This is a genomic window from Actinacidiphila cocklensis, assembly GCF_907177275.1.
Taxonomy (GTDB): Bacteria; Actinomycetota; Actinomycetes; order Streptomycetales; family Streptomycetaceae; genus Actinacidiphila; species Actinacidiphila cocklensis.
Genome location: NZ_CAJSLV010000045.1, coordinates 1 through 24,998, shown reverse-complemented (window position 1 = coordinate 24,998; position 24,998 = coordinate 1). Strand labels below are relative to the sequence as shown.

General features: G+C 73.1%; 19 protein-coding genes. 6 read left to right on the top strand and 13 right to left on the bottom strand.

Going from position 1 to position 24,998, the window contains the following annotated elements:
* Positions 1–58: 58 nt before the first annotated feature.
* Together NFU81_RS08665 and NFU81_RS08660 are read left to right on the top strand one after the other, a co-directional pair.
* Positions 59–589: a PadR family transcriptional regulator gene (locus tag NFU81_RS08665; RefSeq protein WP_251486958.1), complete on the top strand. Its 531-nt coding sequence runs from the start codon at positions 59–61 to the stop codon at positions 587–589.
* Between the two features lie 159 nt (positions 590–748).
* Entirely contained in the window at positions 749–1,690 is a 942-nt protein-coding gene (locus NFU81_RS08660; protein ID WP_251486955.1) for a hypothetical protein, read from the top strand.
* Positions 1,691–1,712: 22 nt separating this feature from the next.
* On the opposite strand, the gene NFU81_RS08655 is transcribed toward NFU81_RS08660, so the two are convergent.
* A complete protein-coding gene (locus tag NFU81_RS08655) occupies positions 1,713–3,092 on the bottom strand; it encodes an FAD-dependent oxidoreductase (RefSeq protein ID WP_251486952.1) in 1,380 nt (459 codons plus the stop codon).
* 243 nt (positions 3,093–3,335) lie between these two features.
* Here NFU81_RS08655 and NFU81_RS08650 point away from each other — a divergent pair, with 243 nt between their 5' ends.
* On the top strand, positions 3,336–6,350 hold the full coding sequence (locus NFU81_RS08650; protein ID WP_251486950.1) for a carbohydrate binding domain-containing protein: 3,015 nt from the start codon (positions 3,336–3,338) through the stop codon (positions 6,348–6,350).
* Positions 6,351–6,393: 43 nt separating this feature from the next.
* Here the strand turns inward: NFU81_RS08650 and NFU81_RS08645 are convergent, their stop codons facing one another.
* The 5 genes from NFU81_RS08645 to NFU81_RS08625 all read right to left on the bottom strand — a co-directional run bounded on the left by NFU81_RS08645 (position 6,394) and on the right by NFU81_RS08625 (position 10,859).
* On the bottom strand, positions 6,394–6,978 hold the full coding sequence (locus tag NFU81_RS08645; RefSeq protein WP_251486947.1) for an NADAR family protein: 585 nt from the start codon (positions 6,976–6,978) through the stop codon (positions 6,394–6,396).
* Positions 6,979–6,982: 4 nt separating this feature from the next.
* Positions 6,983–7,528 (bottom strand): MOSC domain-containing protein, encoded by a 546-nt coding sequence (locus NFU81_RS08640; protein WP_251486944.1) that lies wholly within the window; start codon positions 7,526–7,528, stop codon positions 6,983–6,985.
* A gap of 66 nt (positions 7,529–7,594) precedes the next feature.
* Positions 7,595–7,777, bottom strand: coding sequence for a hypothetical protein (locus tag NFU81_RS08635; protein ID WP_251486941.1), 183 nt, complete (start codon positions 7,775–7,777; stop codon positions 7,595–7,597).
* Positions 7,778–7,878: 101 nt separating this feature from the next.
* The gene (locus NFU81_RS08630) at positions 7,879–10,239 is read right to left on the bottom strand and encodes a Tex family protein (protein ID WP_251487330.1); all 2,361 of its coding nucleotides are present in this window, start codon (positions 10,237–10,239) and stop codon (positions 7,879–7,881) included.
* Between the two features lie 113 nt (positions 10,240–10,352).
* Positions 10,353–10,859, bottom strand: a complete 507-nt coding sequence (locus tag NFU81_RS08625) for a GNAT family N-acetyltransferase (protein WP_251486937.1) — start codon at positions 10,857–10,859, stop codon at positions 10,353–10,355.
* Positions 10,860–11,032: 173 nt separating this feature from the next.
* Here NFU81_RS08625 and NFU81_RS08620 point away from each other — a divergent pair, with 173 nt between their 5' ends.
* Positions 11,033–12,076 carry a fatty acid desaturase family protein gene (locus tag NFU81_RS08620; RefSeq protein WP_251486934.1) on the top strand — a complete coding sequence of 348 codons (1,044 nt, stop codon included), beginning with the start codon at positions 11,033–11,035 and terminating at the stop codon, positions 12,074–12,076.
* Positions 12,077–12,097: 21 nt separating this feature from the next.
* Here NFU81_RS08620 and NFU81_RS08615 read toward each other — a convergent pair whose 3' ends face one another.
* Positions 12,098–13,522, bottom strand: a complete 1,425-nt coding sequence (locus tag NFU81_RS08615) for a M1 family metallopeptidase (protein WP_251486931.1) — start codon at positions 13,520–13,522, stop codon at positions 12,098–12,100.
* Positions 13,523–13,616: 94 nt separating this feature from the next.
* Between NFU81_RS08615 and NFU81_RS08610 the strand changes: the two genes are divergently transcribed.
* Complete coding sequence (locus NFU81_RS08610; protein WP_251486928.1) at positions 13,617–14,333, top strand: MerR family transcriptional regulator; 717 nt, start codon at positions 13,617–13,619, stop codon at positions 14,331–14,333.
* A 33-nt stretch (positions 14,334–14,366) separates the two neighbouring features.
* Here the strand turns inward: NFU81_RS08610 and NFU81_RS08605 are convergent, their stop codons facing one another.
* The 6 genes from NFU81_RS08605 to NFU81_RS08580 all read right to left on the bottom strand — a co-directional run bounded on the left by NFU81_RS08605 (position 14,367) and on the right by NFU81_RS08580 (position 23,676).
* Positions 14,367–16,547 carry a 3-hydroxyacyl-CoA dehydrogenase NAD-binding domain-containing protein gene (locus NFU81_RS08605; protein WP_251486925.1) on the bottom strand — a complete coding sequence of 727 codons (2,181 nt, stop codon included), beginning with the start codon at positions 16,545–16,547 and terminating at the stop codon, positions 14,367–14,369.
* 47 nt (positions 16,548–16,594) lie between these two features.
* Positions 16,595–17,809 carry an acetyl-CoA C-acetyltransferase gene (locus NFU81_RS08600; protein WP_251487327.1) on the bottom strand — a complete coding sequence of 405 codons (1,215 nt, stop codon included), beginning with the start codon at positions 17,807–17,809 and terminating at the stop codon, positions 16,595–16,597.
* 2 nt (positions 17,810–17,811) lie between these two features.
* The gene (locus NFU81_RS08595; RefSeq protein ID WP_251486922.1) at positions 17,812–18,990 is read right to left on the bottom strand and encodes a CaiB/BaiF CoA transferase family protein; all 1,179 of its coding nucleotides are present in this window, start codon (positions 18,988–18,990) and stop codon (positions 17,812–17,814) included.
* A 93-nt stretch (positions 18,991–19,083) separates the two neighbouring features.
* Positions 19,084–21,051 (bottom strand): primary-amine oxidase, encoded by a 1,968-nt coding sequence (locus tag NFU81_RS08590; RefSeq protein WP_251486919.1) that lies wholly within the window; start codon positions 21,049–21,051, stop codon positions 19,084–19,086.
* 91 nt (positions 21,052–21,142) lie between these two features.
* On the bottom strand, positions 21,143–22,669 hold the full coding sequence (locus tag NFU81_RS08585) for an APC family permease (protein ID WP_251486915.1): 1,527 nt from the start codon (positions 22,667–22,669) through the stop codon (positions 21,143–21,145).
* Between the two features lie 50 nt (positions 22,670–22,719).
* Positions 22,720–23,676, bottom strand: coding sequence for a hypothetical protein (locus NFU81_RS08580; RefSeq protein WP_251486914.1), 957 nt, complete (start codon positions 23,674–23,676; stop codon positions 22,720–22,722).
* 244 nt (positions 23,677–23,920) lie between these two features.
* Here NFU81_RS08580 and NFU81_RS08575 point away from each other — a divergent pair.
* A partial coding sequence (locus NFU81_RS08575; protein ID WP_251486909.1) for an NsdA family TPR-like regulatory protein occupies positions 23,921–24,998 on the top strand: 1,078 nt, incomplete at its 3' end.

Below are 24,998 nucleotides of genomic sequence, written 5' to 3'. Positions count from 1 at the left end.
ATCGGTGCCGATGTATGACGTCAACGCTGTACTACGGATGCGTGGGAGAATGGCGGGCATGCTGGAACTGCCGATCCTGGGTTTCCTCCACGAGGCGCCGCTGCACGGCTACGAGCTGCGCAAACGCGTCGCCGCTCTGACCGGGCACATCAAGCCGATCGCGGAGAGCACGCTCTATCCGGCGATCAAGAGGATGGAGAAGGCGGGCTGGCTGCGCCGCGACCCGCAGCCCGGCGCGGTGGCCGCGCCGCGGCACGTCCTCAGCCTGACGGACGAGGGCCGGGCCGAGCTGATGCGACGGCTCGCCGATCCGGACCCGCTGGACATCAGCAACGAGAACCGCTGGTTCACCGTGCTCGCCTTCCTGCGGCATCTGGCCGACCCCGCCGCGCAGGCCGTGGTGCTGCGCCGCCGGCTGGCCTTCCTGGAAGAGCCGTCGAGCTTCTTCTACGCCGACGAGCGCCCGGTGAGCGCGGAAGAGGTGGACGATCCCTTCCGGCGGGGCGTGCTGGTCATCGCCCGGGCCACCAGCCGCGCCGAACTCGGCTGGCTGCGCAGCACGTTGGCCGCGCTCGACGCCGCCGGATGAGCGGCAGCCCCGACACCGCGCAAGGGTGAGGGCCGTCCCGGCGCCGGCAATGTGCGCCGCCCTGCCCCCGCGCCTCGCCCGGCACGGGCGCCCCACCCCTCGACGCGGACGTTACCGGCTGGTTAAGGTGCGCGGACCGGAACCGAGAGGGAGTGCGCCATGACCGCGGCGGACCGCACGCAGGACGACGACGAGCTGTTCGTGCTGACGGCCGCGATGCTGACGCCGGAGCGCTTCCCCGGGGTGCTTGGCGACGACTACCCGGCCGCGTGCGCGCACCTCGGCCTGCCCCCGCTGCCGGACGGCTACGGCCTGATGTTCGGCCAGGACGGCGGCGGCGCCCGCTGGACCGTGGCGACCACCGACGCCGCCATGGTCGCGTGCGCGCTGGCCGCCTGGGACTGCGGGCTCGAGTACGAAGTCGCGCCGGACGAGGGCACCCTGGCCGCGTCACTGCCCGGCTGGCCCCTGCCGGTGGCCGTCTCGGCCCCCGGTGTCCCGGCCCCGCACGATCCCGCGGACGAGGAGGCCGGACCCGCACTCGCACCGCCGGACGTCTCGGTGTGGGGACCCGCGCAGCGGCGGCTGGGCGCCGACGAGATCGCCGTCCACTGGTACGAGTGGCGCGACCAGCTGGATCCGGCGGACGCACCCGACGCGGAATCCGGAGCGGACACGGAATCCGCTCCGGAAGCAGGCGCACCGGATGCGGACGCGGGGAAAGCGGCCGCCGAACCAGCGGCGGAAGCGGCTGCCGAACCAGCGCCGGAAGCGCCCGCGGACCCGGCCGAGACACCGGCCGAGGCGCCCACCGGTGCCGAGGAGCAGGCGGCCGAACACCCCGTCTCCCACGGCGGTGTACGCCGCGCTCTGCAAGATGCCGAGGAATACCTCCGCACTCCCCCGCCGCCCGGCCGGGTCCGCACCACCGGCGGCTCGCTGCGGGCCGACGGTCCCGGCTGGTCCCTGGTCGCCAGGGCCGACGACGTCGCCTTCGTCCTGCTCGACGAGGCCCCGGGCCAGGTGCTGCCCGTCGGCCGCGGCCCCTCGCTGCCGCCGCTGCTCGAAGCCCTCGACAAGCTGGCGGCGCAGCAGTCCTGACCGGCGGACCGCCTCCGGGTCGTCAGCCCGCCGCGTCGGCCGCCGCCACCGCGTCGGCCGCCTTGCGCGCCGCGACCAGGACCGGGTCCCACACCGGCGAGAAGGGCGGGGCGTAGCCCAGGTCGAGGCCGATCATCTGCTCGACGGTCATGCCCGCGGTCAGGGCGACCGCCCCGATGTCGACCCGCTTCGCCGCCCCCTCGCGGCCGACGATCTGCAGGCCGAGCAGCCGCCCGGTGCGGCGTTCCGCGAGGATCTTGACGGTCATCGGGGCCGCGCCGGGGTAGTAGCCGGCGCGGCTGGTGGACTCGATGACCGCGGTCACGTACTGCAGCCCTGCGGCGCGCGCCTGCGACTCCTTCAGCCCCGTGCGGGCGATCTCGACGTCGCAGACCTTGCTCACCGCGGTGCCGACCACGCCGGGGAAGGTGGCGTAGCCGCCGCCGATGTTGATGCCGATGATCCTGCCGTGCTTGTTGGCGTGGGTGCCGAGCGCGATGTGCTGGAGGGCGCCGGAGACCAGGTTGAGCACTTCGACGCAGTCGCCGCCCGCCCAGATGTTCCCGGTGCCGCGCACCCGCATCGCGCGGTCCGTGAGCAGTCCGCCGTGCTCCCCCAGCGGCAGCCCCGCCGCCGCGGCCAGGCCGGTCTGCGGGCGTACGCCGAGGCCGAGGACCACCAGGTCCGCGGGGTGCTCCGCGTCGTCGGTGGCGACGGCCCTGACCCGGCCGTCGGCGCCGGTGAGCACCGCGCGGACCGGGGTACCGGAGACCACCGGCACACCGAGGCCTTCGAGGGCCGCGCGCACCAGCTGCCCCATGTCGGGGTCGAGGGTCGTCATCGGCTGCTCGTTCCGGTCGATCAGCGTCACCTCCAGACCGTGCCGCAGCATCGCCTCGGCCATCTCCACGCCGATGTAGCCGCCGCCCACCACCACGGCGCGGCGGACCCCGGCGCGGTCCAGGCCGCGCAGCACGGCCTCGCCGTCGTCCAGGGTCTGCACGCCGTACACACCCTGCGCCTGGATGCCGGGCAGCGGCGGGCGTACGGGCTCCGCGCCGGTGGCGATGACCAGGTGGTCGTAGCCGGTCCACTGCTCGGCGCCGTCGGCGTCCCGGCTGCGGACCCGGCCGCGCTCCGGGTCGATATCGGTGACCTCGGTGCCGAGCCGCAGATCGATGGCGCGGGCGCGGTGCTCCTCCGCGGTCCTGGCGACCAGCGCGTCGGGACCCTGCGCGTCGCCGGCGATCCAGTACGGGATGCCGCAGGCGGAGTACGAGGTGTGCTGCCCGCGTTCGAAGGCGACGATCTCCAGGTCGCCGGCCGCACGGCGGCGCCGCGCCTGGGACGCGGCGGACATACCAGCGGCGTCCCCGCCGATGACCACCAGACGCTCCGTCATGTGCCGTGCCACCCCTCTGCGAACGGTGCGATCGGATGCAACCACCGCACCCGAACAGCACCTTACGTGCGACGGGGCGGCCGACCCGTACCCACCTCTTTACGTCACTCACATGTCCCAGTAACCTCACGAAGGTTCTTGCAGCAACTTGCGCAAGAAAGCCGGCCGTTCGTTCCGTGGCGCGCGGAGGAGACGGCATCCCCGACATCGGCCGCGGTTGCGGCCCCGTCCGAGGAGCCCGAGATGAGAGCTCTCCCGCGCCATCACCGCAGAACCGGGCCAGGTCCGCTGGCGGCGGCACTCGCCGTCGTCACCGGGCTGCTGGCCGCCCTGCTGCCGGCCCTGTCCACCGGCGCCGCACCCGCGGCGGCCGCCACCGGCAACACCGCCACCGTCTACTACTCGACCACGGCGTCCGACTGGTCGGCCTACGACCTGCACTGGGCGCCGGACGGCGGCAGCTGGACCACCGTGCCGGGCGTCGCCATGGACGCGGCCTGCACCGGCTGGGTGAAGAAGACCGTCGACCTGGGCACGGCCACCGGGTGGCAGGCCACCTTCACCAACGGCCAGGGCACCTGGGACAACAACGGCGGCAAGAACTACGCCCTGGGCACCGGCACCATCACCGTCAAGAACGGTGCCATCGCGCACAGCGACCCGTGCGCGGGCGGCACCACCGACCCGCCTCCCGGCACCTCGGCGACGGTCTTCTACTCCACCGCCACGGTCGGCTGGACCACCGTCGACCTGCACTACGCACCGACCGGCAAGGCCTGGACGACCGTCCCGGGCGTCGGAATGGAGGCGGCCTGCACCGGCTGGGTGAAGAAGACCGTGGACCTGCAGGGGGCGACCGGCCTCGCCGCCACCTTCAACAACGGGAACGGCACCTGGGACAACAACAACGGCGCCAACTACGCACTGTCATCCGGTGTCAGCACCGTCAAGGACACCAAGGTCACCCTGAACGCCGCCGACCCCTGCGCGGCCGTCGTCCCCGACACCACGCCGCCCACCGTGCCCACCGCGGTGAAGGCCGTCGCCACCGACACCTCGGTGGTGCTGACCTGGGACCCGTCCACCGACGACACCGCGGTGACGGGCTACCGGGTGACCCGCAGCGGCGGGACGAAGGGCACCGTGGTGACCAGCGCGGGCTCCACGGTCTTCTCGGACTCCGGCCTGGAGGCGGAGACCGCCTACACCTACACCGTCGTGGCCCTGGACGCGGCGGGCAACGCCTCGACGGCCTCCGCCGCGGCCACCGCCACCACGGGGCACGCCCCGCCGCCGGCCACGCCCGGCCAGATGATCGGCACCGACCCGCGCAAGGACCCGATCTACTTCGTGCTGACCGCCCGCTTCTACGACGGCGACACCGGCAACGACCGCGGCGGCAACCAGAACGTGGCCTCCGGCAACGCGGCGAACAACGACCCGATGTTCCGCGGCGACTTCAAGGGCCTGGTCCAGAAGCTCGACTACGTCAAGGCACTCGGCTTCTCGGCCATCTGGATCACCCCGGTGGTGCTGAACCGCAGCGACTACGACTACCACGGCTACCACGGCTGGGACTTCTACCGGGTCGACCCGCGCCTGGAGTCAGCGGGGGCGTCGTACCAGGACCTGATCAACGCGGCCCACGCCAAGGGGATCAAGATCTACCAGGACGTGGTCTACAACCACAGCTCCCGGTGGGGCGCCAAGGGCCTGTACGTGCCCACGGTCTACGGCGTCAGGGACGCGCAGTGGTCGTGGTACTACGACGAGAAGGAGCCGGGCTTCGAGTACGACGGCCTGACGATCGACCCGAAGACCGGTAAGTCCTACTACAACGGCGATCTGTGGTCGACTGCGGAGCCGTCCGGCAACACCTGCCTGAACTGGGGCAAGCCCACCGGCCAGAAGAGCCCTGAGGGCTACACGCTCTACAACTGCCAGTGGCCGAGCCCCACCTCGGGGATGTTCCCCGCGTCGCTCTACCACCAGTGCTGGATCGGCAACTGGGAGGGCGAGGACTCGCGTTCCTGCTGGCTCGCCGACGACCTGGCCGACTTCAACACCGAGAACCCGACGGTGCAGAACTACCTGATCGGCGCCTACAACAAGTACATCGACATGGGTGTCGACGGTTTCCGGATCGACACCGCGGTACATATCCCGCGGGTCACCTGGAACCGCCGCTTCCTGCCCGCGATCCAGCAGCGCGTCCTGCAGGACTGGGGCCAGGACAAGGCGCAGAACTTCTTCGTCTTCGGCGAGGTCGGCGCCTTCGTCAACGACAAGTGGAACCGCGGGTCGGTCAACCATTCGGCGCAGTTCTACACGTGGAAGGAACGCAAGGAATACAGCCCGGACGACGCGACCGCGGCCATCGAGCAGTACAACTACGAGGAGCAGCTGGGCACCGGCAACCAGCCGACGTCCACCAACGCCTTCCTCGAAGGCAACGCCTACCACACCCCGGACCACAGCAGATTCTCCGGGATGAATATTATCGACATGCGCATGCACATGAATTTCGGTGACGCGCACAACGCCTTCAACAACGGCAAGGACTCCGACGACTCGACGAACGACGCCACTTACAACGTCGTCTACGTCGACAGCCACGACTACGGCCCCAACAAGTCGTCGGTGCGCTACACCGGAGGGCAGGACGCCTGGGCCGAGAACATGGCCCTGATGTGGACCTTCCGCGGCATTCCGACGCTCTACTACGGCTCGGAGATCCAGTTCCAGGCAGGAAAGACCATCGACTGCGGGCCGAGCTGCCCGCTGGCGACCACCGGTCGCGCCTACTATGGCGACCATGTGGAGGGCACGGTCACCGCGTCGGACTTCGGAACCGTCGCAAGTGCGTCGGGTCCGGTGGCCACCACTCTTGCGCAGCCGCTGGTCAAACACCTCCAGCGGCTGAACCAGATCCGGCGGGCCGTCCCGGCGCTGCAGACGGGGCAGTACAGCACCGAAGGCGTCAGCGGCGGCGGGATGTCGTTCAAGCGCCGCTACACCGACGCCGCGTCAGGGGTGGACAGCTTCGCCCTGGTGACGGTGACCGACGCGGCGACCTTCAGCGGGATTCCCAACGGCCGCTACGTGGACGCCGTCAGCGGCGACGTGCGGACCGTCACCGGCGGGACGCTGTCCATTGCCGCGCCCGGCAAGGGTGACATGCGCGTGTACGTGCTCGACCTCGGCGGCAGCAACGCCGCGCCGGGGAAGGTCGGCACGGACGGCCCCTACCTCAAGTAGCGGGCCGGCCGCCAGGTCCCCCGCCAAGCGGGGGGCCGGGCGGTCACGCCACCGGATCGCTCCCGACGGCGAGCTGCTCCCTGGCCTCCATCAGGGCGAAGCCCAGCAGATTCAGCCCGCGCCAGCGCGCCGGATCGTCGGCCCGCTCGTCGTCGGCCGCCAGGCCGATGCCCCACACCCGGTCCAGCGGGCTCGCCTCCACCAGCACCCTTTCCGCGGTCGCCAGCAGGAACCGCCGAAGGTCCGGATGCTGCCCGAACTTGTGCCTGCTGCCCTCGGCGACCAGGGCGAAGCGCTCCCGCTCCCAGACGGCGTCGTCGAAGCCGCGCACCGTGCGGCCGACGGTCTTGGCCGCCTTGGGGTGGCCGGCCGCCAGGGCGCGCTGCTCGGCGTCATGGTCGCCGAACAGCCGCGCCTTGCCGGCCATCATCCAGTGCTCGGCGGTGGCGTAGGTGACGCCGTCCACGGTGAAGGGGGCGGGCCACCACTGGCTGAGGCAGCCGGCGCCGGTGCTGCCGTCCCGCTGCGGGCGGTGGCCCCAGAAGTGCAGGTACTTCACCCGGCGGCCGTCGGCGGCGTACGCGATCAGTGCGTCCACCGAGCGAACGCCGGACGAGGGGTGGGACATCAGGTCAGACCCTTTCCAGGGGGCGGTGCGGGAGGGCGGGGAGTTCCGCGGTGATCGGGTCGCCGGGCCGCAGGGTGCCGCCGGACAGCACCACTGCCATCACGCCGGCCTTGCGGACCACGTCGCCGGCTGCGTCCCGGCCGACGACCTGCTTGAGCAGGCCGGTGCGGAAGCGGTCGATCTGGAGGCAGGGATTGCGGAGGCCGGTGATCTCCACGACCGCGTCGGCTCCCAGCCGCAGCCGGGTGCCGGTCGGCAGGGCGAGCAGGTCGATACCGCGGGTCGTGACGTTCTCGCCCAGGTCGCCGGGGGCGACGGCGTAGCCGGCCTCGCGCAGCTCGTCGAACAGCTCGGAGTGGATCAGATGGACCTGGCGCAGGTTGGGCTGCGTGGGGTCCTGCGCGACACGGGACAGGTGCTGGACGGTGACGCCGAGGTGGGCGTCACCCTCCACGCCGAGGCCGGCGAGCAGCCGGACGGTGGTGCGGTTGGGCTTGCTGAACCGGTGATCCGTGTCGCTGCTGACCGCGGTGATGGTGGCGTGACTCATCGGATGGTCTTCCCCTCGATCGGATGCCCTGACCCGATGACTCACCCTACCGAGGGAACGACCAGGTCAGCGACCGATTTGCCGCCGGCCCGCCCGGCGCAGCCTGCGGCGCTGCGAGGAGTCGAGGGCCAGATACCCGGCGACCGGGATCCCGACGATGATCAGGAAGAACAGCCACAGCGGAATCCAGTGGAGCAGGATCAGCCCGACCACCACACCGCCGATGGCGACCTTCGTACGATTCGACATTGTCCCCGCCTCCGTTCACGGCGTCCGGCGGCCGGACGCCGCTCACTGTCTGCTTATCGCCTACCCACCACAACGCGCCGTAGGCCGTCCCGGTTCCCGTTTCACCTGCCGCCGGTCAGTCCCGCCCGGCGCAGCGCGTCGGCCATCGCGCCGCTCGCCGGCGGCTGCGCGGAACCGCCGCCGCGCCGGTCGCCCTGGCCCTGCCTGCCGCCCTGCCGCGGCGCCTTGCCGCGGCGCTCGCCGCCGCCTGCGCCGGCCCCTGAGCCGCCGGCCGCCCCGGCCGCCTTGGGCTCGTCGTCCAGCCGCAGCGTCAGCGAGATCCGCTTGCGCGGCAGGTCCACGTCGAGCACCTTGACCCGCACGATGTCGCCGGACTTCACCACGTCCCGCGGGTCCGACACGTACGTGCGGGACAGCGCCGACACGTGCACCAGGCCGTCCTGGTGGACGCCGACGTCCACGAACGCGCCGAAGGCCGCCACGTTGGTGACGACGCCTTCGAGCAGCATCCCCGGCCGCAGGTCCTTCATCTCCTCCACGCCCTCCTTGAAGGCCGCGGTCTTGAACGCGGGGCGCGGGTCGCGCCCGGGCTTCTCCAGCTCGGCGAGGATGTCGGTGACGGTCGGCAGGCCGAAGGAGTCGTCGACGAAGTCCTGCGGGCGCAGCTTGCGCAGCACCGTGCCGTTGCCGATCAGCTCGGCGATGCCGGTGCCCGCGGTCGTGCCGATCCTGCGGACCACCGGGTACGCCTCGGGGTGCACCGCGGAGGCGTCCAGCGGGTCGTCGCCGCCGAGGATGCGCAGGAAGCCCGCGCACTGCTCGTACGCCTTCGGGCCGAGCCTGGCGACGTCCTTGAGGTCCTTGCGGGTGCGGAAGGGCCCGTTGGCGTCACGGTGGGTGACGATATTGGCCGCGAGGCCCTCGGTGATGCCGGAGACCCGGCGCAGCAGCGGCACCGACGCGGTGTTCACGTCGACCCCGACGCCGTTGACGCAGTCCTCGACGACCGCGTCGAGCGAGCGGGACAGCTTCACCTCGGACAGGTCGTGCTGGTACTGCCCGACGCCGATGGACCGCGGGTCGATCTTGACCAGTTCCGCCAGCGGGTCCTGGAGCCGGCGGGCGATGGACACCGCGCCGCGCAGCGACACGTCCAGCTCGGGCAGCTCCGCCGAGGCGTAGGCCGACGCGGAGTAGACCGAGGCGCCCGCCTCGGAGACCACGGCCTTGGTCAGGTCCAGCTCGGGGTGCGCCTTGATCAGGTCGGCGGCGAGCTTGTCGGTCTCGCGTGACGCGGTGCCGTTGCCGATCGCGATGAGGTCCACCCGGTGGGCGGCGGCGAGGCGGGCCAGCGTCGCCAGCGACTCGTCCCAGCGGTTGCGCGGCACGTGCGGGTAGATCGTGTCGGTGGCGACCACCTTGCCGGTGGCGTCGACGACGGCGACCTTCACGCCGGTGCGCAGGCCCGGGTCGAGGCCCATGGTGGCCCGGGTGCCGGCCGGCGCGGCCAGCAGCAGGTCGCGCAGGTTGGTGGCGAAGACCCGTACGGCCTCGTCCTCGGCCTCCTGGCGCAGCCTGACCCGCAGGTCGATGCCGAGCCTGACCAGGAAGCGGGTGCGCCAGGCCCAGCGGACGGTGTCGCCGAGCCACTTGTCGCCCGGGCGGCCGCGGTCGGCGATGCCGAACTGCTGGGCGATGCGCCGCTCGAAGCTCGTCGGGCCCTCGGCGGGCTCCTCGGGCTCCAGCGTGAGGTCGAGGACCTCCTCCTTCTCGCCGCGCAGCATCGCCAGCACCCGGTGCGAGGGGAGCTTGGTGAAAGGCTCGGCGAAGTCGAAGTAGTCGGAGAACTTCGCCCCGGCCTCCTCCTTGCCCTCGCGCACCTTGGCCATCAGCCGGCCGCGGCTCCACATCCGGGTGCGCAGCTCGCCGACCAGGTCGGCGTCCTCGGAGAAGCGCTCGGTGAGGATGGCGCGCGCGCCCTCCAGGGCGGCCGCCGCGTCCTCCACCCCGCTGTCCGCGGACACGTACGCCGAAGCGGCGGCCTGCGGGTCCAGTGCGGGGTCGGCGAGCAGGGCGTCGGCGAGCGGTTCGAGGCCGGCCTCGCGGGCGATCTGCGCCTTGGTGCGCCGCTTGGGCTTGTACGGCAGGTAGATGTCCTCAAGGCGGGCCTTGGAGTCCGCGGCCATGATCTGCGCCCTGAGGGCGTCGTCGAGCTTGCCCTGCGCGTCGATGGACTCCAGGACGGCGGTCCGCCGCTCGTCCAGCTCCCGCAGGTAGCGCAGCCGCTCCTCCAGGTTGCGCAGCTGCTCGTCGTCGAGGGTGCCGGTGGCCTCCTTGCGGTAGCGCGCGATGAACGGCACGGTGGCTCCGCCGTCGAGCAGATCGACGGCCGCCCGCACCTGACCTTCGCGTACGCCCAACTCCTCGGCGATCCTGCGTTCGACCGAAACGTTGCCGCTGATGATGCCGCTCCTCAGACCCGGGCCAAGACGCGTGACGCTTGGCGGTTGCCAGCATCGTAGACGCCGCCGGGCGGCGGCATGCGGCAAGGCGGCCGCGGGTCGTCGCCCGGCGGTCAGGCCAGTGTCTTCTCGAACCAGTGGCCGGCGTACGGGCTGTCGTTGTAGCGCTCGATCTCGTGGTACCCCTGCCGGGCGTACAGCGCACGGGCCTCGACCAGGTCCGTGCGGGTGTCGAGGCGGATCACCCGGGTGCCGAAGGTGCTGCGCGCGAGGTCCTCCACCACCGCGATCAGACCGGCCGCCACACCCTGCCTGCGGGCCTCGGCGCCGACGAACATCCGGGTCAGCTCCGCCGTCCCGGCGTCCAGCACCCGCAGCCCCAGGCATCCCACCGCGGCGCCGCCGATCCTGGCCACGACGAAGGCGCCGGTGGGCGGGACCAGGTCGTCGCTCGGCTCCTCCGCGATCACCTCGGAGATCTCGGCCTCGTCGGTCGGCCGCCCGTAGTAGCGAGCGATCAACTCGCCGTAATAGCGGCGGATCAGCGCGACGGAGTCCGGATGCGAGACCGGCAGGGGCGCGGCCGTCCAGCTGGCCGTGCGGAGATCGTCCGTGGTCATACGACCCATCCTCGCAGCACCGAGGTGGGGATATCCCCCCGTTTTCCGGGGGTCTGGCACCCCGCGAAGCCGGGTGATGGCGCCATGGTCCGAGGCGGGCGGTGGTTCGTAGCGTCGTAGTACGGCCCGGTGCGGGTCGTACCGCGGACACCGCCCGTCACCCAGGAGCGCCCATGCCGACCGTCGCGACCACCGTCCAACCCCCCGAGCGGACAGGGGACACCGGGGCAAGCGAGTTCACGCCGCTGCTGCGAGCTGTACGCGACGCCGGGCTGCTGCGGCGGCGCCGCGGGCACTACGCGGTGTCGATAGCGGTGAACCTGCTGCTGCTGGCCGCGGTGTGGACGGCGGTGGTGCTGGCCGGCGGCACGGGGTCGTGGTGGGTGCTGGCGCTGGCGCTGCCGGCCGCGGTGCTCTCCGCGCGCAGCGGCTTCGTCGGGCATGACGCCGGGCACCAGCAGATCGCTGCGGGCCGCCGTACCAACCGCGCCATCGCGCTCTTCCACGGCAATCTGCTGCTGGGCATGGGCGCGGCCTGGTGGAGCGACAAGCACAACCGGCACCACGCGAACCCCAACCACGTGGGCAAGGACCCGGACGTGGAGGTGGGCGCGCTGGTGTGGACGCGGGCGCAGGCGGTCGAGAGGCAGGGCTTCGCCCGCTTCCTGACCCGGCACCAGGCGCGGCTGTTCTTCCCGATGCTGCTGCTCGAAGGGCTGGCGCTGAAGGTGGCCAGCTTCCGCGACCTGCGCCGCCTCGACCGCGCGGGGCGGCTGGTCGAGGGCTCGCTGCTGGTGGCGCATGTGGCGGGTTACGCGGCGCTGCTGCTGACCGCGCTGCCGCTGCCGCAGGCGGTCGCCTTCGCGGCGCTGCACCACGCTCTGTTCGGCCTGCACCTGGGCTGCGCCTTCGCCCCGAACCACAAGGGCATGGAGATGCCGGAGGAGGGGGCGCGCTGGGGGCACTTGCGGCGCCAGGTGCTCACCTCGCGCAATGTACGCGGCAATCCGGTGGTGGACTTCCTTCTCGGCGGGCTCAACTACCAGATCGAGCACCACCTCTTCCCGAGCCTGCCGCGCCCGCACCTGCGGCTCGCGCGTCCGCTGGTGCGCGCGCACTGCGCCCGCATCGGCGTGCCCTACACCGAGACGGGACTCGTCGACTCCTATGCGCAGGCGCTCGGCCATATGCACGCGGTCGGCGCTCCGCTGCGCTGAGCCGACCGGCGCGGGGGGCCGTCACAGCCGGGCGGGTTTGGCGGTCCCGTACAGCCAGGTCGCAAAGAGCGGCGCCAGGTCACGGCTGGTCAGTCCCGCGCAGTAGGCGGTGAAGTCGGCGGTGGAGGCGTTCGCGTGGGAATGCGCGGCAGGCCAGCCGCGGAGCAGCTTGGCGAAGGCGGTGTCCCCGAGGGCCTTGTGCAGCTCGTAGAGGACCAGCGCGCCGCGGTCGTAGACGGGCTGCGCGGAGACGTCGGCGGCGGTGGGCGGCCTGGCCGGCGGGAAGGCCCAGGCGGCGGGGTCGGCGAAGGCGGTCGCGGCGCTGCGGGAGAGCGGGACACCGTCCTGCTGCTCCTGCCACATCCACGTCGCGTACGTCGCGAAGCCCTCGTTGAGCCACATGTCCTGCCAGCTGCTCGGGGTGACGGAGTCGCCGAACCACTGGTGGGACAGCTCGTGCACGAGCGTCGGCACGTCGACCGCGGGTCCATCGCCGTCGCCGGGGAAGACCGGCCGGTTCTGGGTCTCCAGCGCGTAGCCGACCCGGCCGGCCGGCAGGTGGTCGACGACGGCGCCCGCGGAGCCGAAGGGGTAGCGGCCGAACAGCCCGCTCTCCCAGTCCACGATGTCCGGCAGCCGGCGCAGTGCCGCCGCGGTCTGCGCGTCGTCGGAGCGCGGGTCCACCGCGACGTACAGCGGCACTCCGCCGGGGGTGCGGGAGCGGGTGACGGTGTAGTGGCCGATGCCGACGGTGGCCAGATACGTGGCCATGGGCGCGGTGCTGTGCCAGTGGAAGGCGGTGCGGCCCGCGGCGGTACGGGTGCCGGCCAGATCGCCGTTGGACACGGCGGTCAGTCCCGCGGGCACCGACATGGTCAGGTCGAAGGAGGCCTTGTCCGAGGGGTGGTCGTTGCCGGGGAACCAGGCCATCGAGCCGACGGGTTCGCCGAGTGCCAGGGCGCCGTCGTCCGTGCGGAACCAGCCCTCGTGCGAGCCGTCGGGGTCGGTGAGCAGCCGGGGCACCCCGGCGTAGGCCACGGTGGTCTCGAAGCGGGCGCCCCGCCGCAGTGCGCGGGCCGGCCGTACGGTCAGCTCGGTGCCGGAGCGGGCCACCCGGGCCGTACGCCCGTCGACGCCGACCCGGGAGACGGTCAGCCCCGCGAGGTCGAGGTTGAAGCGGCTCAGGTCCGCTTCCGCGGTGGCGGTGATGGCCGCGGTGCCGGCCAGGCGCCCGGACACGGGGTCGTAGGACAGGTCGAGGCCGTAGTGCGTGACGTCGTAGCCGCCGTTGCCCGCCGCGGGGAAGAGCCGGTCGCCCGCGCCGGGGGCGCCCGCAGGGGGCGTGCTGCCGCCGGAGCAGGACAGCAGGCCTGCCAGCACGGCGCCGGCCAGGCAGGCCGGCAGCAGCCGCGGGGCGGCGCGCTGGGCGGTTCTGCGCAGGGGCACGCGGGCCAGCGTACGAGGTGGCGCGGGGTCGCGCGCGGAAGGTGGGCGGCGGCGGCGTCTTTCACAGTGCCGGTGGCACAGCAATACTGTTGCGGTGCCGCAGACCGCTCTGACCGTCGACGAGCTGGCCGCCCGCGCCGGGGTGACCGTCCGCACCGTCCGCTTCTACAGCGCCCGCGGCCTGCTGCCGCCGCCGGACATCGGCCCGCGCAGGGTCGGGCGGTACGGCGCCGAGCACCTGTCGCGGCTGGCGCTGATCGAGGAGCTGCAGCAGCACGGCCTCACCCTGGCGGCCATCGAGCGCTACCTCGCGCAGCTGCCCGAGGCGATCAGCGAGCACGACCTGGCGATCCACCGGGCGCTGGTGGCGTCCTGGCTGCCGGAGGGCAGCGCGCGGCTCGGCCGCGAGCAACTGGAGCAGCGGGCGGGCCGCCCGCTGGGCGAGGCGGACGTGGAGCGGCTGGCGGCGATGAACGTGCTGGAGCCGACCGAGGACCCCGACGTCTTCGTGGTCGACCCCGGCACCCTGCACCTGGGGGTGCGGCTGCTGGACATGCCGATCCCGCTGGAGGCGATCGTGGCGGCCAGGGAGGCGATGCAGCGGCACGCGCGGGCGGCGGCGGCCTCGGTCAGCCGGATCTTCCGCGAGACGGTGTGGGAGCCGGCGCAGGACGGCGAGCCGGACGCGGCGATGCGCTCGCTGTCGGCGCAGATGCAGCCGCTGGTGGTGCAGGCGCTGGTGACGACCTTCCAGCGGTCGCTGAACGAGCAGCTGTGGGCCTGGCCGGCGCCCGCCGCCGGGCAGTCCTGAGGTGGGGCTGCCCGGCTGCGGGGTGCGGGTCGGTCAGCCGGCCCTGCGGTCGGTGAAGGTCTCGCCGCGTTCGGCCATCGCCTCCAGCAGCGCCGGCGGGGTGAAGCGCTCGCCGTAGGCCGCGGCGAGCTCCCGCGCCCTGGCGGTGAAGCCGGCGACGCCGCCCGGGTAGCCGTTGACGTACTGCAGGACGCCGCCGGTCCAGGCGGGGAAGCCGATGCCCAGTACCGAGCCGACGTTGGCGTCGGCGACCGAGGTGAGCACGCCCTCCTCCAGCAGCCGCACGGTGTCCAGCGACTCGGAGAAGAGCATCCGCTCCTTCAGGTCGGCGAACGGGATCTCGACGTCCGGCTTGCCGAAGTGCTCGGCGAGCCCCGGCCACAGGCCCGTCCTGCGGCCGTCGGCGTAGTCGTAGAAGCCGGCGCCGCCGCTGCGGCCGGTGCGGCCGAACTCGTCGACCATCCGGTCGATGACGGCCTCCGCCGGGTGGGTGCGCCAGGCACCGCCGGCCGCCTCGACCGCGGCGCGGGTCTCCCGGCTGATCCGGACGAACAGCGTCAGGGTCAGCTCGTCGAGCAGCGACAGCACCTTGGCCGGGTATCCGGCCTGGGCGGCCGCCTGCTCGACGGAGGCGGCGGGGACGCCCTCGGCGATCATCGCGACGCCCTCGTTGATGAAGTTGCTGATCACCCGGGAGGTGAAGAAGCCGCGCGAGTCGTTCACCACGATGGGCGTCTTGCGGATCTGCCGCACCAGGTCGAAGGCGCGGGCCAGGGTCCCCTCCGCGGTCCGCTCGCCCTTGATGATCTCCACCAGCGGCATCCGGTCGACCGGCGAGAAGAAGTGCAGGCCGATGAAGTCGGCGCCGCGCTCGACGCCTTCGGCCAGCTGGGTGATGGGCAGCGTGGAGGTGTTGGAGCACAGCAGCGCGTCGGGCGCGACGATGTGCTCGATCTCCTGGAAGACCTTGTGCTTGAGGGCGGCGTCCTCGAACACCGCCTCGATGACGGCGTCGCAGCCGGCCAGGTCTGCGGGTTCCGCGGTGGGAGTGATCCTGGCCAGCAGCGCGTCCCGCTTCTCCGCGGTCGTACGCCCCTTGGCCAGCGCCTTGTCCAGCAGTCCGGCGGAGTAGGCCTTGCCGCGCTCGGCCGCTTCAAGGGTGACGTCCTTGAGGACGACGTCGATACCGGCCCTGGCGCAGGAGTAGGCGATGCCGGCGCCCATCATGCCGGCGCCGAGCACGGCGACCCGGGTGACCTGGCGGGCGGGGACGTCCGCGGGGCGGCCGGCGCCCGAGTTGACGGCCTGCATGTCGAAGAAGAACGCCTGGATCATGTTCTTCGAGATCGGGCCGCAGGCCAGCTCGGTGAAGTAGCGGGCCTCGATCACCGAGGCCGTCTCGAAGTCCACCTGGGTGCCCTCGACTGCGGCCGCCAGGATGTTGCGCGGCGCCGGGTAGGGGGCGCCGGCCAGCTGCTTGCGCAGGTTGGCGGGGAAGGCCGGCAGGTTGGCGGCGAAGGCGGGGCTCTTGGGGGTGCCGCCGGGGATCTTGTACCCGGGGACGTCCCAGGGCTGCCGGGCCTGCGGGTTGGCGTCGATGAAGGCGCGGGCGGCGGCGAGCATGGCGTCGCGGTCGGCGGCGACCTCGTGGACCAGGCCGGCGGCCAGGGCGCGCGGCGCGGAGTACTGGGTGCCCCGCAGCAGCACCTTGAGCAGGGCGTCGGCGACGCCGAGCAGCCGTACGGTCCTGACCACACCGCCGCCGCCGGGCAGCAGGCCGAGGGTGACCTCGGGCAGCCCGATCTTCGTCCCCGGGGTGTCGAGGGCGACGCGGTGGTGGCAGGCCAGGGCGATCTCGTAACCGCCGCCGAGCGCGGCGCCGTTGACGGCGGCGACGACGGGCTTGCCGAGGGTCTCCAGGCGGCGCAGCGCGCGCTTGACGCGCATGCTCCCGGCGAAGACCTGCTCGGCGTCCTCGGGGGTGGCGCGGATCAGGTCGCGGAGGTCGCCGCCGGCGAAGAAGGTCTTCTTGGCGGACGTGATGACCACACCGCGGATGGCGTCGGCGCCGGCTTCCAGCCGGTCGAGCACGGCGTCGAAGGAGGCGGCGAAGGCGGCGTTCATGGTGTTGGCCGACTGTGCAGGGTCGTCCAGGACGAGGGTGACGACGCCGTCCGCGTCCTGCTCCCAGCGGATGGTGGTGGGCTCGCTCATGTCGGGTTGGCTCCGTTAGCGGCGGGTGGGGGCGGGGGCGGGGCGGGTCAGAGGCGTTCGACGACGGTGGCGACGCCCATTCCGCCGCCGACGCACAGCGTGGCGAGCCCGTAGCGCAGGTCGCGGCGCTCCAACTCGTCGATGAGCGTGCCGAGCAGCATCGCGCCGGTGGCGCCGAGCGGGTGGCCCATGGCGATGGCGCCGCCGTTGACGTTGACCTTGTCAAGGCTGACGCCCATGTCCGCGGCGAAGCGCAGGACGACGGCGGCGAAGGCCTCGTTCATCTCGATCAGGTCGATGTCGCCGATGGACAGGCCGGCCTTGGCCAGCGCCTTGCGGCTGGCCGGGGCGGGTCCGGTGAGCATGATGGTCGGCTCGGAGCCGGAGACGGCTGCCGAGACGATACGGGCGCGCGGGGTGAGGCCGTAGCGCTCGCCGACCTCCCGGCTGCCGATCGCCACCAGGGCGGCGCCGTCCACGATGCCGGAGGAGTTGCCGGCGTGGTGGACGTGGTCGATCTTCTCGACCCAGTGGTACTTCTGCAGCACGACCGCGTCGAAGCCGCCGAGGTCGCCGATGTCGGCGAAGGACGGCTTGAGGGAGGCGAGCGTCTCGGGAGTGGTGCCGGGGCGCAGGTGCTCGTCGCGGTCGAGGACGACCAGCCCGTTGCGGTCCCGCACCGGCACCACCGAGCGGGCGAAGCGGCCGTCCTTCCAGGCCTCGGCGGCGCGCTCCTGCGACATGGCCGCGTAGGAGTCCACGTCGTGGCGGGAGTAGCCGCCGAGAGTGGCGATCAGGTCGGCGCCGATGCCCTGCGGCGCGAAGCCGACCTCGAAGCTGGTCATCGGGTCCATCGCCCAGGCGCCGCCGTCGGAGCCCATCGCGACCCGGGACATCGACTCGACGCCGCCGGCCAGGACCAGGTCCTCCCAGCCGGAACGCACCTTGGCAGCGGCCATGTTGACCGCTTCCAGGCCCGAGGCGCAGAAGCGGTTCTCCTGGACGCCGGCCACCGTGTCCGGCAGTCCGGCGGCGACCGCCGCGATACGGGCGATGTCGGACCCCTGGTCGCCGATGGGGCTGACGACGCCCAGCACGATGTCGTCGATCGCCGCCGGGTCGAGGCCGGGGAAGCGGTCGCGCAGTTCGTGGATGAGGCCGACGACCAGGTCGATCGGCTTGGTGCCGTGCAGGGATCCGTTGGCCTTTCCGCGCCCTCGCGGGGTGCGGACGGCGTCGTAGACGTAGGCCTCGGTGCTCAACGTCATGCCTTTCTGTCGGCCGGGCCTTCCGCCCGGGTCAGGGCGGGGGTGTCCCAGTCGCGGGCCACCTCAGCAGTGTGCGCGCCCGGCAGCGCGGGCGGGCGGCGCAGCGCGGTGGGCGTCGCGGAGAATCGGGGCGCGGGGGCCGGTTGGACGGTGCCGTGCGCCTCGGTGAAGGTGCCGCGGGCCGCCAGATGGGGGTGCCGCGGCGCCTCGGCCAGCGACAGGACGGGCGCCACGCATGCGTCGGTGCCGGCGAAGACCGCGGTCCACTCCTCCCTGGTGCGGGTCAGGAAGCGGGCGGCGACGGCGGCGCGCAACTCCGGCCAGCGGGCGGGGTCGTCGCGCAGCGCGGCCTGGTCCGCGGACAGGCCCAGGAGCGCGGCGAAGGTGTCGTAGAAGCGCTGTTCCAGGGCGCCGACGGCCATGTGGGAGCCGTCGGCGGTCGGGTAGACGCCGTAGAAGGGCGCCCCGCCGTCCAGCAGGTTGGCGGCGCGGCGGTCCTGCCAGGCGCCGGCGGCGAGCAGGCCGTGCAGCATCGTGCTCAGGTGGGCGGTGCCGTCCACGATGGCGGCGTCCACGACCTGGCCCGCGCCGTGCTCGCGGGCGTGGTGCAGGGCGGCGAGGACGCCGGTGACCAGGTAGAGCGAGCCGCCGGCATAGTCGCCGAGTAGGTTGGCGGGGGCGGCGGGGTCGCCGTCCGCGGGTCCTGCCAGGCCGAGCGCGCCGGTGACCGCGATGTAGCCGATGTCGTGCCCCGCGCTCGCCGCCAGTGGCCCTTCCTGGCCCCAGCCGGTCATCCGGCCGTAGACCAGCCGCGGGTTGCGGGCCAGGCACTCCGCCGGGCCGACGCCGAGGCGTTCGGCGACGCCCGGGCGGTAGCCCTCGATGAGGATGTCGGCGCGTTCCACCAGGTCGAGCACCGCCGCGGGTCCTTGCGGCGACTTGAGGTCGACCAGCACGGACCGCTTGTTGCGGTTGGTCAGGTCGGCGGCCGGCTCGACGCCCAGCCCCTGGCCGTCCGGCCGGTCGACGCGTACGACGTCGGCGCCGAGGTCGGCGAGCAGCATCGCCGCGAACGGTCCAGGACCGATCCCGGCCAGTTCGACCACCCGCACACCGGCCAGCGGGCCGGGTGCGGCCGGAGCCTGCGGCGGCCGGTTTGACAGCGGTGATGTCACACTCGTGATAGTAGAAACGTGTTCCAGTTTCCGCAAGGCCCCGGCTGAGCAACCGCTTAGCGGTTGCCCCGCACGGGCGACGGCCCAGGTGTGTCAGGCGTGGCAGTGCCCGCCGGACGCGCCGCCGGTCTCCTTGGGCAGGTCGAGCGCCGGGTTGCGGTCGAAGAAGCCGGTCGGCCGCAGGCTGAAGCCGCAGACGTCGACCGGCATCACCGGCCAGTCCTCCAGGCGCGGCAGATGGGTCGGGCCGAAGGAGTGCCACACCGTCAGATCGGTGTCCTCCAGCGCCTCGCCGGGCTGCGACCACGCGGCCACCCCGGCGCCGCCCGCGTGCTGGTTGGGGTAGTCGCCGTCGGGGTAGCGCCGCTCCGGCCGGTAGCGGGTCACCCACAGGTGCCGGGTGGCGTACGCGACCCGCTCGGCGACCGAGGAGCCGGGCTGCGCGAGCAGCAGCGGCCCGCTGTCCGGCACCAGGGTGTACGCCACCGGTGCCCCCATCCGGTTGCGCGCACCCGGGTTGACGATCCGCCAGCGCCGGCCCACCGACGGGTCGGCGACCCGCCCGGCCTGGCCGCTGTCCGCGACCGGGGTGGCCCGGGTGGTGAAGGCGTTGCCGTTGGGGTTGTCGGGGCCGGTCGGCAGCCGGACGACGTCCACCTCCTCGACGGTGTTGCCGGGGCCGTCCACGGTCACGTCGAGCCGGGCGCAGAACAGGTGCTGGTGGAAGGGCGCCAGCAGGCCGGGGGCGACCTCGGTGGCGTACGGCGACCCGTCACCCGGCTGCCCCGCGGAGGTCTGCAGCAGGCCGGTGGCCTTCGCCTCGAAGGCGATCGTGCCGTCCTGGTGGAGATACCAGTAGAAGCCGTAGTCGTAGTTGCCGAGGGTGGCGATGTAGGAGATCACCAGGCGGCGGGCGCGGCGGGAGTCCACCGAGAGGCCGTCGAAGATGTTGGTGTGCTTCCAGAGCAGGCCGATGTCCTCCTCGTGGACGCAGATCGCGTTGGGCAGCGTCTCGGGGCGGCCGTGGTCGTCGGCGAGGACCGCGTCGACGTAGGCGATCTCGCCGAGGCAGTCGCAGCCCAGGCGCAGCGCGTTGGCGTTCCTGCCGAGCAGGTACTCGCCGGAGTCCAGGTAGCAGACCCAGTTGCGGGCCGGGTCGGGCTCGGCGTAGGGCACGGCCATCTCGGCGATCGAGGCGCGGTGCAGCACCGGCCGGTCGCGGCCGGCGTCGCGGTGGGTGATCTCGTGCAGCACCAGGCCCTCGCGGGCGTTGAAGTCCAACCGCAGCCGCCAGTTCTGCCAGCGCAGCACCGGCCCGTCGAGCGCGAACGACGGCCCCTCCGGCTGGGTGATCTCCAGCGGGCGCAGGTCGGTGCGGGCCGGCCCGGTGGACTCGGCGTCGTAGCGCCCGCATTCGGCCGGTACGGGTACGGCGCCGGTGTCGATCAGCCGCACCACCCGGCGGGCGGTGAGGTCCACGTCGGCGACCAGGCCGCCGACCGGGTGGGCGAACGGGTTGTCGCTCTCGGTGCAGCGCAGGAAGGTCAGCGAGCGCAGCATCCGCCGGCCGGCCTCCGAGGCGACGCCGAAGTTGCCCGCCGCCAGCGGGGCGGCGATGACCAGCGAAAGGTCGGTGACGCCGCGTTCGGCCATCGCCTTGCGCCAGCCGGCGTCGGCCTTGACGATCTCGTCGCAGGTCTCGTACTCCTCGAACAGCAGCGGCGGCTGGCCGTCGGCCGCCGGGTCGAGGTCGCGGTAGGAGAGCAGCACACCGGCGGTGGCGTCGGTGACGTCCACCAGCGCCTCGGCCGAGCGGCCGGTGGCGGTGTCGAGCAGGGTGGCCCTGATCCGGCGGCCGACGGGGTCGCCGGGGCGGTGGGCGAGCACCGCGTGCCGGTCGGGCTCGTCGGGCAGCACCAGCGGGAAGCGGGTGGTCCCGGTGACCTTGCCCTCGGCTTCGAGTACCGCACGGGCGGCCTCGATCTCGGCGGCGGTCAGCGGGTCCAGCGGGTGCGGGGCGGCGGCAGGTGCGGTCTCGGCGTCCGTTGGGCAGCTGGTCATGGCGGTTCCTGACGACGGTGGACGGGATGGGGAACGGCAGCGGCCCGCCGCACCCGGGCGGGCGGGGCGGGCCGCTGCGCGGTCCTTGCGGTCAGGCGCCCGCCTCCGCGGCGGCCGCCTTCTCCAGCTGGAAGGCCTCGTTGCCCTGGCCGATCCTGGCGTGCACCTCGGGCTGCCTGCTGCGCAGCACCGCGCCGTAGACGAGCCCGATGACGGCGGCCAGCGCGATGATGCCGGGCAGGAGCCAGCGCAGCCCGTGGCCGGGGTTGGCGCCGAGCAGCACCGAGAAGTCCTTCACCGAGTAGACGAAGATCGCCCCGAGCGCGAGGGCGGCGAGCGCGGAGGTGACCAGCCGCCAGCCCTGGACGCGGGCGGCACCGCGCTTGACGAAGAAGGAGATCACCGCGACCGCGGCGGTGCACATCAGCAGGACCACGCCGAGCGCGCCGACGTTGCCCAGCCAGGTGAACAGCCGCAGCACCGGCGCCGTCGGGTCGCCGACCGGCTTGTGGTCGGTGACGGCGAAGATGACGACGACGATCAGCGCGACGGCGGACTGCAGGTACGAGCCGATGGCCGGGGCGCCGCTGGACTTCGAGGTACGGCCGACCGCCGCGGGCAGCAGCCCGTCGCGGCCCATGGCGAAGGCGTACCGGGCCACCACGTTGTGGAAGCTCAGCATCGAGGCGAAGATGCCGGTGATGAAGAAGACGTTGAGCACGTCGGTGAAGGCGGTGCCCAACCGGTCCTGGGTGAGCGCGAAGATCAGGTTGGGGCCCTGCTCCTGCGCTCCCTTGATGACACCGCCCGGGCCGGTGGCCACGGTGATCGCCCAGGCGCTCAGGGCGAAGAAGACGGTGGCGAAGCCGACGGCCAGGAACATCACCTTCGACACCACGCGCTGCGGGTCGCTGGTCTCCTCGGCGTAGACCGGCGCCTGCTCGAAGCCGAGGAAGCCGGCGATGGTGAAGCACAGCGCGGTGCCCAGTCCCGCACCGCTGAGCGTGCTCGGGTCGAAGGCGTGCGTGGAGACGCCCTGCGCGCCCGGGTCGTTGAGGAAGCCGATGTCGAACACCACGATCATCAGGGTCTCGATCAGCAGCAGCACACCGAGCGTCTTGGCGTTGAGGTCGATCTTCAGCGCGCCGAAGACCGCGGTGATCGCGACGCCGCCGAGCGCCGGTATCCACCAGGCGACGTTGTGGTGCCAGTGCACGGCGATCTGGCTGGAGATCTCGAAGCCGAAGAGCCCGTAGCTGCCGCACTGCATGAGGCTGTACGCGAACAGCGCCACGTACGAGGCGCCGGCCCCGACGGTGCCGCCGAGCCCGCGGGATATGTAGGCGTACAGCGCGCCGGCGTTGTGCACGTGCCGGCTCATCTCGGCGTAGCCGAAGCTGAACAGGATGAGCACGACGCCGACGATGACGAACAGCAGCGGCACCCCGACGATGCCCATCGTGGCGAAGGTGGTGGGGATGACGCCCGCCACCACCAACAGCGGCGCGGTGGCCGCGAGTACCGAGAGCAGCAGGGCCGGCGCACCGATCCGATCCGCGCGCAGCGCTCGCTGCTCTCCCTTGTATGTGCTGATGCCGGTCGTACTGCCCGTCAGCATGGCTCTGGGTCCTTCTTCCGTGGGTGGTGATGCCTGGGGAGTAGCGGGTCCTACGACGAACCGAAGCCGAGCGCGGCGTTGCGCGCGGCACGGAACGACTTCTTGGGGTCGCGGTCGAAGTACGACCAGGGGACGCGGGTCGCGTCCCGACCGATCCGGTTGAACAGCGCGGCTGCGGCCACCATGTCGCCGGCGTGGACGTGCACGAAGGCCAGGTGGTTGATGTCGAGCAGCAGCCGCGGGTGGCTGCGCCCGTCCCAGTCGAGCCACCAGTCGAAGGCGGTGCGCAGGCTCGCCCTGGCCCGCGGGCTGGTCCAGTACGGCAGCCGGGTCGGGTCGCGGGGCAGCGCGCCCGCGGCGGCCAGCGCGTGGTAGCGCTCGACGAGGGCGACCAGCGGCAGCGCGCCCAGCACGGAGCCGTGTCCCGCCTCGTCCGCGGCCCACTCGGCGAACTCGTACACCTCGTGGAAGGGGTCGTCGCCGTCGGTCTTCTGACGCTCCGCCAGGCAGCGGGTCATCAGGTAGTGGCCGTGGTGGTGGCCGCGGTGCCGGCCGCGTACCTGGTCGAAGGCGCGGACCTGCTCGTCGTCGGTGCCGGTCTGGCGGGCCAGGATGAGCAGGCCGAGCCACGGCGAGGGGTCGGCGGGTGTCATACGGGCCGCGTGCAGGCAGGCGTCGCGGGCGGACTCCGGGCTCTGCCGCCCGGCGACGGCCCGGAAGACGGCGGCGGTCGCGTACAGCGCGGCGGCGTCGGCGCTCTCGGGTTCCGCGAGCCGCCACTCGTCGGCCCAGGCGGCCGCGGAGCGGCCCTCGCCCAGGACGACCAGCCGGTGGCCGCGCAGGTCCCAGTCGTCACCGGTCCGCGCGAGCAGCGCGCGGACCTCCGTCCAGCGGCCCTGTCCCAGGGCAGCACGAACGGCGACCAGCTCCTCGTCGCCGAGAGCGGTATCGAAGGCCACGTCGTCCTTGCCACGCGAAAGGCGGAAGGGTGGCGGCGGTGGGGTCATCCGCGGGCAGCCCTCCACGGCGCGCGTTACGTCATGTGATCGCCAATAGCCAATCGGTTGGCGGCCGTCGGGGACAAGTGCGGCCCTGTTGTCTTGCTGTAGTCCCGTAGGGTGGCGTCGGTTTGGAACGCGAAACCCGCGGATCCGGGGGATTCGCTGCGCGGACGGCCTCCGGACTGGTATTCGAATAGGCGATTCCGCTACGACGTGGCGCCGGCGTGGGCGGCGCGGCAGGGACCGGTGAATGGACGGCACAAACGTGGCACGCGAGGACTCCGCCGCGTCGACACATCCGCTGGCCTACGTGCGGCGCAGACACGGCTGGAGCTACCAGGACGTCGCCCGGGTGATAGCCGAGCACGCGCGGGCGCTCGGGGTGCCGATGGCCGCCCGGCGGGAGAAGGTGTGGCGCTGGGAGCACTGGGGTGTCGTCCCCGAGGCCGACAGCCAGCGGGCGCTGGCCCGCGCACTGGGCATACCCGCGCGCGAGGTCGACGCCCGCCCGTGGCCGCGCTGGCTGCCCGCGCACGGCGGCATGCCCGACGGGCTGCCCTGGACCACCGAGGGCAGCCTGACCGCGCTGTCGTCGGTGCTCGACGACGCGGCGGCCGACCCCCGCGGCTTCCCGATCGCCGACGGGCAGGCGCTGCTCGACGCCATCGCCGACTGGGACGCGGCAGGTGCGGAGGACTCCAGGTTCCGCGGCGCGGGCGCCCGCGAGCAGGTCCCGGCGCAGCCCGCCCCCGGCTCGTGCGGCGTGGACGGGCCGGTGCTCGACTGGCTGGAGGCCGGCGTGACCGGCCTGCGGCAGCTGGACGACCGGCTCGGCGGGGCGGCCGTACGGCACCGGGTGGAGGCCGATCTGCGGCTGGTCAGCGGGCTGTTGCGGCGCGGGCAGCCCGGGCGCGGCGGGCGCGGCACCGAGCGGCGGCTGCTGCGGGTGGCCGCCGACCTGGCGCAGCTCGGCGGCTGGGCCGCCACCGACGCCGGACGCCACGGGGCCGCCCAGCGGCACTATCTGACGGCCCTTCGGCTGGCGCACAGCGCAGGCGACCGGCCGCTCGCGGTCGCGGCCTGGAGCGGGCTCGCGCTCCAGTCGGTGCTCGCCGGCCGGCCGCAGGACGCGGTGGCCGCCGCGGAGGCGGCCGTACGGGCGGCGGGCGGCGCTCCCCCGCAGGTCCGCGCGCTGGCCGCCTCCCGGCTGGCCAGGGCGCACGGGGCGGCCGGCGCCGAGGGCGCCTGCCGGCGGGCCGCGGCCGAGGCGGAGCGCCAGCTGGCCACGGCGGGGGCCGGCCCCGGGCCCGCCCGGGTGTGCTGGGCGG

What these genes read in the sequence shown, in the direction of transcription:
- NFU81_RS08665 (WP_251486958.1), top strand. Translation starts at nt 59, where the DNA reads ATGCTGGAACTGCCGATCCTGGGTTTCCTCCACGAGGCGCCGCTGCAC.
- NFU81_RS08660 (WP_251486955.1), top strand. Translation starts at nt 749, where the DNA reads ATGACCGCGGCGGACCGCACGCAGGACGACGACGAGCTGTTCGTGCTG.
- NFU81_RS08655 (WP_251486952.1), bottom strand. Translation starts at nt 3,092, where the DNA reads ATGACGGAGCGTCTGGTGGTCATCGGCGGGGACGCCGCTGGTATGTCC.
- NFU81_RS08650 (WP_251486950.1), top strand. Translation starts at nt 3,336, where the DNA reads ATGAGAGCTCTCCCGCGCCATCACCGCAGAACCGGGCCAGGTCCGCTG.
- NFU81_RS08645 (WP_251486947.1), bottom strand. Translation starts at nt 6,978, where the DNA reads ATGTCCCACCCCTCGTCCGGCGTTCGCTCGGTGGACGCACTGATCGCG.
- NFU81_RS08640 (WP_251486944.1), bottom strand. Translation starts at nt 7,528, where the DNA reads ATGAGTCACGCCACCATCACCGCGGTCAGCAGCGACACGGATCACCGG.
- NFU81_RS08635 (WP_251486941.1), bottom strand. Translation starts at nt 7,777, where the DNA reads ATGTCGAATCGTACGAAGGTCGCCATCGGCGGTGTGGTGGTCGGGCTG.
- NFU81_RS08625 (WP_251486937.1), bottom strand. Translation starts at nt 10,859, where the DNA reads ATGACCACGGACGATCTCCGCACGGCCAGCTGGACGGCCGCGCCCCTG.
- NFU81_RS08620 (WP_251486934.1), top strand. Translation starts at nt 11,033, where the DNA reads ATGCCGACCGTCGCGACCACCGTCCAACCCCCCGAGCGGACAGGGGAC.
- NFU81_RS08605 (WP_251486925.1), bottom strand. Translation starts at nt 16,547, where the DNA reads ATGAGCGAGCCCACCACCATCCGCTGGGAGCAGGACGCGGACGGCGTC.
- NFU81_RS08590 (WP_251486919.1), bottom strand. Translation starts at nt 21,051, where the DNA reads ATGACCAGCTGCCCAACGGACGCCGAGACCGCACCTGCCGCCGCCCCG.
- NFU81_RS08585 (WP_251486915.1), bottom strand. Translation starts at nt 22,669, where the DNA reads ATGCTGACGGGCAGTACGACCGGCATCAGCACATACAAGGGAGAGCAG.
- NFU81_RS08580 (WP_251486914.1), bottom strand. Translation starts at nt 23,676, where the DNA reads ATGACCCCACCGCCGCCACCCTTCCGCCTTTCGCGTGGCAAGGACGAC.